Genomic DNA, 12,348 nt, shown 5'->3' on the forward strand with positions numbered 1-12,348 from the left:
CCGTTCTAGTCGAGCAGGGTCTCGGGGTCCTCGAGCAGGGCGGCGAACGTGTGGCGTTCCGCCCAGCGGTCGGTGACCCAGGCCAGCGCGCGGGACATGCCCTCGGTCGTGTCGGTGCAGTGGGCCACGCCGTCCACGACCCACCAGGCCACCCGGTAGTCGATCAGTCCGATGCGCACGGTCAGCTCCTCGTGCACCATCGGCCCCCCTGCCGGGACCGGGATTCCCACCAGGTCACATGCGTCCACAACGGCGCCGAGGTCGGCCCAGGCGACCGGGGACGGCGTGCCGGCTGGGGTGCCGACGACGACCTCGGTGGCCAGCGGCAGGTCCAGCAGCTCCGCCAGCGGCTCGGCCAGCTCGAACTCCGCGCCGACGGCGACCACCCGCTCGCGGTCCACCACCTGGAGCACCCAGGGCACGTCGAGCACCAGGCCCTCCGCCGCCGGCAGCACCTCACCGGTCAGCGTCCGCACCGCGACCGGCGGCCGCACGTCCCCGGTGTGCACCACACCGTCGCGGACGGCGCGCGCGAGCGCGGTGTAGGCACGCATGGCCGTGCCGAGCGAGATCGTGCGCCGCTCGTCACCCAGGCGCTCGACCAGGTCCTCCACGTCGTCGGCGGACGCGACATGCAACCGGTCCCGCACGCCGATCGCCCGCAGCACCGAGGGGTCGACGGCCACCGGCGGCACCGGGTCGAACAGGCCGACGAGCTCCGTCGCATCCGGCATGCGCAACGCCCGGGGCGGCTGCCCGGCGAGCAGACCGTGATGCCCGACCCACCAGCCGGTGTAGCCACCTGGCTCCCGAAGTGCTTGTGCGGTAAGGGGATCCGAGACCAGGAGTCGGATTGCGGCGTCCCAGGCAGTGTCTGCAACGAGGTCCAGGTCCCGCACGGCGCTCATCCGCGCGGGGGGTTCGGGCAGCGACTCCCACCAGTCCCGCTCGTCGGCGAGGTCGTGGTCGGGGTCGGTCGGCTCCTCGTCGACGACGACGGCGAACGTCTCGAGCACGCCGACAGCGGTGAGCACGGTCGGCGGCCACGCCCGCGCCACGGCGTCGTCGAGGATGCCCAGCGGCGCGTCCTCGGCGAGCAGCTCGAGGAAGGCGGCGCCGGGTAGTGCGAGCTCGTCGGCCCGCCGCCAGTCGCCGGACGAGTCCCGCAGGGCGAGAGCGGCGAGCCAGGGGACCTCGCCGGGGCGGATCCCGGCCCGGTCCACGAGCCCGAGGACCGTCTCGGCGAGCCCGTCGACGTCCATCCCGGACTCGGCGTCGTCCAGGCTGCGCTCGACGTCCTCGTGCAGCGACTCGAGCAGGTCCACCGGCCCACCGCGGCGGGCGCCGAGCCGTTCGAGCAGCGGGTGTGCGGCGTCCGGGTGCACCGCGCCGCCGAGTGCGAGCTCCCCCTCGACGAGCAGCGTGCCGCGTGGGCCGGGGATCGTGCGCCCGTCGGCCAACGGCACGGGCAGTGCACCGAGCGCCTCCCGCGCGTCGGCGTCCACCTCGGCGAGCGGGGAGAGGGCGTCGTAGAGCCGGTACCACCAGGTCGGGGGCCGGTCGATCCCGGTCACCGCGGCGACGACGTCGGCCGCGTGCAGCCGGGTGACGTCCAGGGCGGCGAGCGCCGGCGCGTGCTCGGGCGCGGCGAGCGCGGCGTCCACGAGCCCGGGGACGACGTCGGCGAGCAGCTCGGCGAGCGGAGAGCTGTCCACCGGCAGGAGCGCGGCCTTGCTCGGTGGCACCAGCGCGCCGCTGGGCTGGGGTAGCCAGGGTGTGGTCCGCAGCTCGGCGAGCACGCCCTGCCGCAGCTGATCGTCTACTTCGGACAACGGGAACCCGGGGAGCGGTACGAGGTCCGTCCGCTCGGCGGGGGAGAGCCGGTCGAGCAGGAGTGGATAGGCGCGCGCCGCAGCGGCGAGCACTGCGTCGGTCGCCGGTCCTGGCATGAGCCGTCGCCGCGACGGCTCGATCGGGAGGGTGGCGATCAGGCGGGCGGGCAGGGACAGCCGCTCGTCGGTGGGGGTCGGGGCGTGCAGCACCTGGTCTCGGTGAGGGCTGCCGCGTTCGAGCGCCCAGCACACGGTCCAGGTCCCGCGCTGCTCGGTACCCAGCCCCGCGGTGAGGTCCTCATCCAGCTCGCCGGCGACACGCACGACGACCCAGTCCGTGGCGCCCTCGGGGGTGTGGAGTCGCTCGCCCTCGCGCCACCAGACCCGGTCGCCTATCTCGACGCGGGTGAGCCCGTCGAGTGAGAGCAGCAGGTCGACCGCCTGCTCGCCGAACTCCTCGAGCAGCGCCCCCGGCTCGACGCCGTCCTTGAGCGGCAACCGCACCTCGGTGTCGAACCCCTCCGGCACCGGGTCCTCGGCGTCGTCGACCGGCCAGACCAGCCGCAGGACCGGCACCCGGCCCGTGACGCCGGCGGCCTCCCGGCTCCGTTGCGCGGAGAACGCGACACCCCCGGTCCGCGAGACGACCCGGGGCGCGTCCGAGACCGTGAGCACTGCCGCGAACCCGACGCCGAACTGCCCCACGCCGTCCCGCTTGGCCGAGGCACGCAGCGAGGCGAGCGAGGCGACCCCGGCCGCGTCGAGTGGCCGCCCGGTGTTGGCTACCCGTAACTCGCGGTCTACAAAGGACACCCGAAGTCGACCGTCCGAGCCGGCCGCGTCGGCGGCGTTCTGCGCCAGCTCGACGAGCAGCCGGTCCCGGTAGCCGCCGAGGTAGAGGTCCTCCTCGGCGTTGGCGTCCTCCCGGAACCGGGTCGGGGAACCCCGCCACGCCGTGAGCACCGCCTCCCGAAGCCGAGCGGTGTCGAAGGGATCGTTCACGCGTCCGAGGAGCGGGAGTCCGCCTCGTCCTGACCCGGCCGCGTCTCGGGGACCGAGGTCTCCGCGGTGACCAACGGCTCCAACGGCGCTATCGGCTCGGCGCCCTGAAGCGCCTCGCTGGAGAAGCCCTCGGACGGGTGCGTTTCGCCGGGGGCGGAGTCGGCCTCGCTGGTCGCATCGGCCTCGAGCCCGGCGCCGGGTTCGGTGGCCGCGCCTTCGCCGGTGACTCCGGCGTCGGTGGCGGGGCCGGTCACGGAGGAGCCGTCTTCGGGTTCCGGCGAGGCGCTGGTCGCGTCGGCCGGTGGGGCTTCGGCGGCCGTGGTGCCGGTTTCGGTGCTGGCGGCCGGGAAGGCCTGGGTGGCGGTGCCGACGTCGAAGGAGCTGCCCACCTCTTCGGATCCGGTGGTGGCGCTGGGTTCGTGGCTGGTGGGGTCGGCGGATGCGTCCACTTCGGGGGAGGTGGGCTGCTCCGGCACGACAGCGGCGACAGCGGCGGTCTCGGCGGTATCGCCGGTTTCGGCGGCCTCGCCAGCCTCCGCGGAAGGAGCCGCGGCCGCCGCGGCCGCCGGGGGCGCGGGGGGTGTCGCTTCCGGGACGCCCGGCTCGGTGAGCGGGGCCAGGTCGGTGAAGGCGCCGGACTCGACGGGGTCGGCGACCGGCGCGGGCGGGGTGATCTGACCGGGCGTGGTGAGGTCCGCTGCCCGGTCCGGGTCCGCCGCGATCTCCACCTCGGGCCCGGGGCGGGCGTAGGTCTCCGCGTCGCTCACCGGCGGCGGCTCGGCCGCCGGCTCCTGGGCCACCGGCAGCGGTTCCACGTCCAACAGCGCGTCGTCGTAGATGAGGTTGGCCACGAGGACCGGGGAGACCTGCTCCACCTCTGCCTCGGAGTGGGCACCGCAGCCGTACTCGGCGTGCACGACGTGGGCGTCGGCGGGGGAGAGCTCGTTGGCGCACGTGCCGAACGCCGCACGCAGCGAGCCGGCCAGGGGGAGGTAGAAGCCGCATGTCCCGCAGTGCGCCGGCGCGCTCCGGGCCATGTCCGACCTGGGGCCGAACTCGCCCTCCTGCCACCGGGCCGCGGTGTCCTCGCGCGCGGATCGGGCCATCACCCGCACCCGGCCCAACCCCACCTCGAGGGCGACCTCCTCCACCGCCGGGTCGTCCGACTCCACGTACGCCGGGACCAGGCGCGGGTCGTCCGGCGCCGTCGGCAGCAGGTCACCGACACCGAGGTCGCCGGCCTGGACGCGGTTCTCCCACGGCACCCAGTCCGGCGCCACCAGGGCCTCCGGCCCGGGCAGCAGCACGACCTCGCTCACGGTCACGTCCGTCTCCGGACCCGCGCTGGCCACGGTCGCCGCCCACCGCCAGCCGCGGTAGCCGGGTTTGCTCGCCTCGAACAGGTGGGTGACCGCGGCCTCACCCTCGATCTGGGTGCCGACGTGGGCACCGACCTCCTCCTCGCCGGCCTCCTGCTGGGCGGCGGCGCGCGCGAGATCGACCTCCGCGACCAGCGCGGGGTCCTTCAGCTCGTCGGACTGCGGCAGACTCATCGTGACCGATTGTGCCGTACCCGTGTGACACTGGTTCGCATGAGGGCTCCGTTGGTGCTCGTCACCGTGCTGGCGACCGCATCCTGCTCCGCCGCCGCCCGGGGGGCCGAACCGGCCCCCGACCCACCGTCCAACGGTGCCGAGGTGATGCGGGCCGAGGTGCTCGAGGTGCGGCCGCACGACAGGACGGCCTTCACCCAGGGGTTCGAGATCGCCGACGGCGTCCTCTACGAGGGCACCGGGCTCGAGGGCGAGTCGACTATGCGTGCGACCGACCCGAAGACCGGCGCCGTCACCCGGAAGGTCGACCTGCCGCCGGAGTTCTTCGGCGAGGGCATCACCGTCGTCGACGACACCATCTGGCAGTTGACCTGGCAGAACGGCGTCGCCATTCGACGCGACCGGGCCACCCTCGCCGAACGGGAGCGGGTCGGCTACACCGGCGAGGGCTGGGGGATCTGCCACGACGGCGAACGCCTCGTGATGAGCGACGGCAGCGCCGAGCTGACCTTCCGCGACCCCGAGACCTTCGCCGAGACCGGCCGGCAGGAGGTGCACGACGACGAGGGCACTCCGGTCGAGCGGCTCAACGAGCTCGAGTGCGTCGACGGCTCGGTCTACGCGAACGTCTGGCTGACCGACAGCATCGTCCGGATCGACCCCGACTCCGGCGACGTCACCGCCACCGTCGACCTCGCCGGGCTGCTGCCCGAGGAGGACGGCGTCGGCGCCGACGTGCTGAACGGGATCGCCGCGATCCCCGACACCGACGAGTTCCTGGTGACCGGGAAGCTCTGGCCCAAGATGTTCCGGGTGAGGTTCGTCACCGCCCAGGGCTGACCTCCCCGCCCGTCACCGGGACGTGTCCACCGTTGTGGCGCCAGACCGGCACGCCGTACGGCAGGATGGGGGGGTGATTCGTTCCGGTTCGGGTGACCAGCAGTCGGGTGGCCGCCGTGGCCGCTTCGGCGCCGGCCGGAAGCGTCGCCGTTGGACCGACCAGCCGCAGCCGTCGATCCAGCCCAGGCGCCCGGTCGAACAGCCCCGCGAGGAGCCGCCGACCAACGCGATTCCCATGGGGAACTGGGACCAGCCCCGGGAGGAGCCGCTGACCAGCGCCATCCCGACGGCTCACCCCTACCCGGTCGAGGACCAGCGGCGGACCCAGCGGGTCCAGCGGCAGCCGCCGCCCGCGCCCCGCGACCCCGAATGGGACCCCGAGCGCCAACCCCCGTCGGGGCGGCGCAACTGGCGCGACGTCCCCCCGCCCCGCCGGCACCTGCCCGAGACCCGCCAGGTCACCCGGCGCGAGGAGTACCCGGAGACCTACGGCCCGGACGGGTACGTCCCGGCCACCCCGCCGCCGCCCCAGCCGGAGCGGCCGGAGCGGCCGGCCGCCGCGCCGCAGTTCCCCAAGAAGCTGACGGTCACCCGGGTCGCCGCGCTGCGTGGCCGCGAGCTGACCGGCAAGGCGGTGACGGCGTTCCGCCGCGCGGCCAACGCCGACGGCGCCGACAAGTCCGGTCTCACCGCGCTGACCTACGCGACGATGCTCAACTACGCCAGCGACGCCGCGATGGCGGTGGCGCTGGCCAACACCCTGTTCTTCTCCGCCGCGAGCACCGACTCCAGCAAGGGCAAGGTCGCGCTCTACCTGCTGATCACGGTCGCGCCGTTCGCCTTGCTGGCGCCGGTGATCGGCCCGGCGCTCGACCGCATCCAGCGCGGCCGACGGCTCGCCATGGGCGTGGCGTCGGCCGGTCAGGCGCTGATGTGCGTGATCATGGCGATGAACTTCGACTCCTGGCTGCTCTACCCGGCCGCGCTCGGCAAGATGGTGCTGTCCAAGTCGTTCACCGTGCTCAAGGCGGCGGTCACGCCGAGGGTCGTGCCGCCGGAGATCACCCTGGCCAAGACCAACGCCCGGCTGACCGTGTTCGGCCTGGCGGGCGGTGCGGCGTTCGGCGCCGTCGCGACACTGGTCCTCCAGCTGTTCGACTCACCGGGCGCGCTCTGGTTCACCGCGGTCATCTGCGTCGCCGGTGCGGTGCAGGCCATGCGGATCCCGGCCTGGGTCGAGGTGACCGAGGGCGAGGTTCCGGCGTCGCTGTCCGCCAGCCCGGACAAGCCGAAACGACAACCGATGGGGCGGCAGGTGGTCGTCGCCCTGTCCGGCAACGCGACGATCCGGCTGCTCACCGGCTTCCTGATGATGTTCGCCGCGTTCGCCGTGCGGGCCCAGACCGAGGGCGAGGCGTTCAAGCAGCTGCTGCTGCTCGGCGTGATCGCCGGCGCGGCGGGTCTCGGCAGCTTCGTGGGCAACGGCATCGGCGCGCGCATGCACCTCGGGCACCCGGAACAGGTGGTGCTCGGCTGCATCGCCGGGTCGCTGGCCTCGACGCTCGTCGCGATCGTGCTGGAGGGCGTGCTCACCGCGGCGATCGTCGGCCTCGTCGGCGCCACCGCCAGTGCCCTCGCGAAGAACAGCCTGGACGCGGTCATCCAGGACGACCTCCCCGAGGAGTCGCGGGCCTCCGCCTTCGGCCGTTCGGAGACCGTGCTCCAGCTCGCGTGGGTGTTCGGCGGCGCGCTTGGCGTCCTGCTCCCCCCGACGTTCTGGCTCGGCTTCCTCGTGATCTCGGTCCTGCTGGCGATCGGAATGGTGCAGACCATCCTGACCCGTCGGGGCGCCTCGCTACTGCCGTGGTTCGGCGGGGACCGCTCGGTCCGCCCGCCGCGCACGAGTACCGGCCCGCAGGGAACGCCGGCCGTCGCGTTCCAGGAGGGCCCGCCGCGCCAGCCGGACGAGCGCCCGTAGTCTCGCTGACGTGCGCACCGTGGCTGTCCCGATGACGCTGGTCCTGCTGCTGGCCGGATGCTCGTCCACGCCACCACCGCCGGCGGACCCCAGCATCGACTTCTCGGTCGCCGACACCAAGGTCAGCGCCAAGCCGTACCTCTACTGCGACATCGAGGTCAACGCCTGCAAGCGGGACAACACCGCCCAGGTCCGCCTGACCGTCGCGCCGGGGACGCCGGTACGGGTGCGGGTGCCGAAGGAGGTCGCCGAGACGCCCTGGTCGGTGGTGATCCAGTACCGGACCGCCGCCGGCGAGCAGAAGGCCCCGGAGACCGTCGCCACGTTCGCCCCGAACAAGGCATCGACGTTCGACGCGCTCCCCCCGGGCAAGGGGGACCAGCTGCAGACGGTCGAGGTGAAGCAGGCCGGCGCCAAGCTCGTCCGGGACGAGGCGGGGGAGCCGGCCGCGGTCAGCCGCGGTGTCTGGTCCGCCCGCATCGAGGCGCCGGCCTGACCTCGCCTGACGCTTCGCTACGGATCGAGCTCGCGGGCCACCGCGCGGACCACGTCCGCGATCCGCTTGGTGGCCTTGCGGTCCGGGTAGCGGCCTCGGCGCAGGTCCGGCTGGACCTTGGCCTCCAGCAGCTTGATCATGTCCTCGATCAGACCGTGCAGCTCCTCCGCCGGCCGACGCCGCGCCTCCACCACCGACGGCGGCGGGTCGAGCAGGCGTACCGACAACGCCTGCGGCCCACGCCGCCCGTCGGCGACGCCGAACTCGATTCGTTGGCCAGCCTTCAGCCCCGGCACCCCGGCCGGCAGGGCTGACGACCGGACGTAGACGTCCTCGCCGCCATCCTGTGTGACGAACCCGAAGCCCTTCTCCGAGTCGTACCACTTGACCTTTCCGGTCGGCACAACGGTCACCTCCACATACGAACGCGCCCCGGGGCGTACCCAGGACGCGTCCGTCCAGCCTATGTCACGCGGGGGCACCAGGGGTAGCGGGTTGGCCCCCAGTCGGGCGCGAAACGTCCCGGAGCGGCGTTCAGGCGTGCCGGGTGGTCGCGGCGTCACCGAGACCGAGCAACTCCACCGCGGCGGCGCGCATCTCCACCTTGCGCACCTTGCCGGTGACCGTCATCGGGAACTCGTCGACGACGTGCACGTAGCGGGGGATCTTGAAGTGGGCGAGCCGGCCCTGGCAGAACTCCCGCACGGCCTCGGCGGTCAGTGGCTCGGCGCCCTCCCGCATCCGCAGCCACACCATGAGCTCCTCGCCGTAGCGCTCGTCGGGCACCCCGATCACCTGGGCGTCCAGCACGTCCGGGTGGGTGTAGAGGAACTCCTCGATCTCCCGCGGGTACACGTTCTCACCGCCCCGGATGACCATGTCCTTGATCCTGCCGGTGATGTTGAGGTAGCCCTCCTCGTCGAGCACCGCGAGGTCGCCGGTGTGCATCCAGCGTGCCGCGTCGATCACCTCGGCGGTACGGTCCGGCTGCTCCCAGTAGCCGAGCATCACCGAGTAGCCGCGGGTGCACAGCTCGCCGGGCGTGCCGCGCGGGACGGTGCGGCCGGTCTCGGGGTCGACCACCTTCACCTCGAGATGCGGGTGCACTCTGCCCACTGTGGACACTCGACGTTCGAGCGGGTCGTCCGCCCTGGTCTGGGTGGAGACCGGCGAGGTCTCGGTCATGCCGTAGCAGATGGTCACCTCGGTCATCCCCATTCGCTCGACCACCTGCCGCATCACCTCCACCGGGCAGGGCGAGCCGGCCATGATCCCGGTGCGCAGCGAGGACAGGTCGTGCTCGCCGAACGAGGGGTCGGCGAGCTCGGCGATGAACATCGTCGGCACGCCGTAGAGCGAGGTGCAGCGCTCGGCGGCGACGGCGGCGAGGGTCTGCGCCGGGTCGAACGCCGGCGCCGGCACGACCATGCAGGCCCCGTGCGAGGTCGCCGCGAGGTTGCCCATGACCATGCCGAAGCAGTGGTAGAAGGGCACCGGGATGCAGATCCGGTCCAGCTCGGTGTAGCCGCACAGCTCGCCGACGAAGTAGCCGTTGTTGAGGATGTTGTGGTGGGAGAGGGTCGCGCCCTTGGGGAAGCCCGTGGTGCCCGAGGTGTACTGGATGTTGATCGGATCGTCGGCCGACAGCTCCGCCTGGAGCTCCTCGAGCAGCGCGACCGAGCCCCCACGACCGATCGAGACCAGGCCGGTCCACTCCTCTCGACCGATCAGCAGGACCTCCTCCAGCGCCGGGCACCTCGGGCGGACCTCGTCGATCATGGCCGCGTAGTCGGAGGTCCTGAAGCTCTCCGCGGCGACCAGGACGCGGATGCCGGACTGGTTGAGCACGTACTCGAGCTCGTGCACCCGGTAGGCGGGGTTGATGTTGACCAGGATCGCCCCGATCTTGGCCGTCGCGTACTGGGTGAACGTCCACTCCGCGCAGTTCGGCGCCCAGATTCCGACCCGGTCGCCCTTCTCCACGCCGAGGTCGACCAACCCCAGCGCGACCGCGTTGACCTCCTCGGCGAACTGCCGGTAGGTCCACCGCCGCCCGCTGGCCCGCTCGACCAGCGCGTCCCGTTCCCCGAAGGCGGCGACGGTCCGGTCGAGGTTGTCGCCGATGGTCTCGCCGAGCAGCGGCGTGTCGGAGGTACCGGAGACGTAACTGGGGACGCGGGTCATACCTACCTCAGATGTCTAGTTCCTTGTCCTCTTCTGCGGAGAGGTCTGGTTTCCCCGGCCAGGGCAGCGGCACGACCAGGCACGGCCCTCCGACGAAGACGCCGCCGTCGACCCCCAGGGCGCGGCCGTCCGCGTACTCGTACGGGCCCTCGACCAGCGCCGGCGCGATGCCGAGCTGGTCGGCGATGACGCTGTGGCCGTGGACGACCTGCTCGCCGCCCAGGACGGCCAGCAGGTGCCCGGCCATGTCCGCGCCGTGCGGGCCGCGGAAGGCGTGCCGGGTGGTGAGTCGGCGCCAGACCTCCCACCACTCGACCAGGTCGTCGGACGTGAGGACCTCCTGGATGCCCTCGTTGATCTCCTCGATGTCCCCGCCCCACACCAGGTACTCGACCGTGTCGGAGTGCATCAGCAGGTGGGAGCCGACCAGTGCGACGGCCGGGCGGTTGGTCAGCCACTCGACGTGGTCGTCGGTGACCGCCTCCTGGTCGGCCGGCTGGCCGCCGTTCATCTCCCAGCTCCGGGCGAAGCTGCGCGGACCGAAGTCGGAGGGCACCTCCGTGTCACCGAAGCGGTGCATGCCGAGCAGCAGGATCTCGTGGTTGCCCAGCAGCGCCTGTACCTGCCCACCGGCCTGCTCGGCCTCCCGGGACAGCCGCATGACCAGGTCGATCACGCCTATCCCGTTCGGGCCGCGGTCGACGAAGTCGCCGAGGAACCACAGGTGCGTGTCACCTCCGGACCAGTTCGCCTCCTCGTCGACCAGCCCGGCGTCGGCCAGCGCGGCGAGCAACTCGTCCAGGTGCCCGTGCACGTCGCCGACCACGAAGGTGGAGCGTCCGTCGTCCTGCACAACGCGACAATATGCCAGGTGGGAAACGAGCGCCGTGTTCTACAGGCCCGGCCAGGTGTGCACCGGCTCGTTTGCCGAGGACAGCTCGAGGTACCGGGCAAGCATCCCGCGCAGTGCCGCGTCCCTGGACAGACCCCGCTCTTCCAGCCGCGCCACGGTCTCCCGCTGCCAGGTCGACCCGGTGCGCTGGGCCAGGCAGCGCTGCTCGATCACGCCGAGGTACCGCTCGCGGACCTCGTCGGAAACTTTGCAGTCGCGCAGGCCCTCGTGCGCCATCGGCAGCAGCCGGCGCAGCACCAGCTCGTCCGGCGGGACCCAGCCGATGCCCGGCCAGTACAGCTGCGCGTCGAAGGCGTGCCTGGCGCCGGCGTACAGGTTCTCCTCGGCGGCCTGGAACGACATCTGAGTCCATAGTGGACGTTCTTCGGCGGCGAGGGCGCGCTGGGCGCCGTAGAAGAACGCGGCGTTGGCCACCAGGTCGACGACCGTCGGACCGGCCGGCAGCACCCGGTTCTCCACCCGCAGGTGCGGCACGCCGTCGACGACGTCGTACACCGGTCGGTTCCAGCGCCAGATCGTGCCGTTGTGCATGCGCAGCTCGGCGAGCTTCGGCGCGGTTCCGGAGTCGAGCGCCTCGATCGGGTCCTCGTCGTCGATCTGCGGCAGCAGTCCCGGGAAGTAGCGGACGTTCTCCTCGAACAGGTCGAAGATCGAGGTGATCCACCGCTCCCCGAACCAGACCCGCGGCCGCACACCCTGGTTCTTCAGCTCCTGCGGACGCGTGTCGGTCGCCTGCTGGAACAGGGGGATCCGGGTCTCGTGCCAGAGCGCCTTGCCCAGCAGGAACGGCGAGTTCGCCGCGATCGCGACCTGCACACCGGCCAGGCACTGCGCGGCGTTCCAGTGCGTCGCGAACTGGTCCGGCGGCACCTGCAGATGCAGTTGCGCGGACGTGCAGGCGGCCTCGGGCAGGATCGAGTCCGCGCTGCTGCGCAGGCGTTCACCGCGTTGGCCGGGGATCGCCGGACCGTCCATGTGCAGCACCATGTCCTCGCCACGCTCGGCGAAGATCTTCTCGTTGAGCAGCGCGTACCGCGTGTTCTTCGACAGCCACTTGGCCTTGAAGTGCTCCTCGCGAAGCGTCGGCAGCATGCCGATCATCACCAGCGTCGCACCGGCGTCCTGAGCCTTCCCGTTGGCCGCCGCGAGGGATCCGGTCAGCTCGGCCTCCAGCTCGCTGGCCTGGCTCCCCGACAGCGGTCGCGGCAGCACGTTCAGCTCGATGTTGTGCTGACCGAGCTCGGTGGTGAACGCCGGGTCGTTCAGCTTCTCCAGCACGATGCTGTTCGCCATCGCGGGCGAGAGCCGGTCGTCCACCAGGTTCAGCTCGACCTCGACACCGATCTGCGGTGGCGCGGTGGCGAACCCGCCCTGGCTCAGCATTCTGGCGAGCGCGTCCAGACACCGCTGCACCTTCACCCGGTAACGCTGGCGATCCGACCGGTCGAACACCTCGGTCGCCACGTCCTGTCCCATCTGGACCTCCCCTTGCCGGGTGGGGACCGGCACGTGCGCGGGAGTACCAACCGTGACACAGCTGCGAAACACAA

At 72.3% G+C, this 12,348-nt stretch carries 9 protein-coding genes; 3 read left to right on the forward strand and 6 right to left on the reverse strand.

All coding sequences use genetic code 11. The annotated features are described in order from the left end of the window. Positions 1-5 precede the first annotated feature (5 nt). On the reverse strand, positions 6-2,834 hold the full coding sequence (locus tag BU204_RS09510; RefSeq protein WP_075125233.1) for an ATP-binding protein: 2,829 nt from the start codon (positions 2,832-2,834) through the stop codon (positions 6-8). After that, entirely contained in the window at positions 2,831-4,387 is a 1,557-nt protein-coding gene (locus tag BU204_RS38165; protein ID WP_083661148.1) for a DUF3027 domain-containing protein, read from the reverse strand. Before BU204_RS38165 ends, BU204_RS09510 begins: the two co-directional genes overlap by 4 nt. Positions 4,388-4,426: 39 nt before the next feature. On the opposite strand from BU204_RS38165, the gene BU204_RS09520 reads away from it, so the two are divergent. The 3 genes from BU204_RS09520 to BU204_RS09530 all read left to right on the forward strand — a co-directional run bounded on the left by BU204_RS09520 (position 4,427) and on the right by BU204_RS09530 (position 7,701). Further along, the gene (locus BU204_RS09520) at positions 4,427-5,227 is read left to right on the forward strand and encodes a glutaminyl-peptide cyclotransferase (RefSeq protein WP_075125234.1); all 801 of its coding nucleotides are present in this window, start codon (positions 4,427-4,429) and stop codon (positions 5,225-5,227) included. 73 nt (positions 5,228-5,300) lie between these two features. Further along, complete coding sequence (locus BU204_RS09525) at positions 5,301-7,205, forward strand: MFS transporter (protein ID WP_233159890.1); 1,905 nt, start codon at positions 5,301-5,303, stop codon at positions 7,203-7,205. A 10-nt stretch (positions 7,206-7,215) separates the two neighbouring features. Beyond that, the gene (locus BU204_RS09530; RefSeq protein ID WP_083661149.1) at positions 7,216-7,701 is read left to right on the forward strand and encodes a DUF2771 family protein; all 486 of its coding nucleotides are present in this window, start codon (positions 7,216-7,218) and stop codon (positions 7,699-7,701) included. Positions 7,702-7,718: 17 nt separating this feature from the next. Here the strand turns inward: BU204_RS09530 and BU204_RS09535 are convergent, their stop codons facing one another. The 4 genes from BU204_RS09535 to BU204_RS09550 all read right to left on the reverse strand — a co-directional run bounded on the left by BU204_RS09535 (position 7,719) and on the right by BU204_RS09550 (position 12,274). Next, positions 7,719-8,105, reverse strand: coding sequence for a cold-shock protein (locus BU204_RS09535; protein ID WP_075125341.1), 387 nt, complete (start codon positions 8,103-8,105; stop codon positions 7,719-7,721). 130 nt (positions 8,106-8,235) lie between these two features. Next, on the reverse strand, positions 8,236-9,885 hold the full coding sequence (locus BU204_RS09540; protein ID WP_075125235.1) for an AMP-binding protein: 1,650 nt from the start codon (positions 9,883-9,885) through the stop codon (positions 8,236-8,238). A gap of 7 nt (positions 9,886-9,892) precedes the next feature. Further along, positions 9,893-10,738, reverse strand: a complete 846-nt coding sequence (locus tag BU204_RS09545; RefSeq protein WP_075125236.1) for a metallophosphoesterase — start codon at positions 10,736-10,738, stop codon at positions 9,893-9,895. A gap of 39 nt (positions 10,739-10,777) precedes the next feature. After that, positions 10,778-12,274: a glutamate-cysteine ligase family protein gene (locus tag BU204_RS09550; protein WP_075125237.1), complete on the reverse strand. Its 1,497-nt coding sequence runs from the start codon at positions 12,272-12,274 to the stop codon at positions 10,778-10,780. Positions 12,275-12,348 lie beyond the last annotated feature (74 nt).

The sequence above is a fragment of the Actinophytocola xanthii genome (genome assembly GCF_001921205.1).
GTDB classification, from domain to species: Bacteria; Actinomycetota; Actinomycetes; order Mycobacteriales; family Pseudonocardiaceae; genus Actinophytocola; species Actinophytocola xanthii.

What these genes read in the sequence shown, in the direction of transcription:
- BU204_RS38165 (WP_083661148.1), bottom strand. Translation starts at nt 4,387, where the DNA reads ATGAGTCTGCCGCAGTCCGACGAGCTGAAGGACCCCGCGCTGGTCGCG.
- BU204_RS09520 (WP_075125234.1), top strand. Translation starts at nt 4,427, where the DNA reads ATGAGGGCTCCGTTGGTGCTCGTCACCGTGCTGGCGACCGCATCCTGC.
- BU204_RS09540 (WP_075125235.1), bottom strand. Translation starts at nt 9,885, where the DNA reads ATGACCCGCGTCCCCAGTTACGTCTCCGGTACCTCCGACACGCCGCTG.
- BU204_RS09550 (WP_075125237.1), bottom strand. Translation starts at nt 12,274, where the DNA reads ATGGGACAGGACGTGGCGACCGAGGTGTTCGACCGGTCGGATCGCCAG.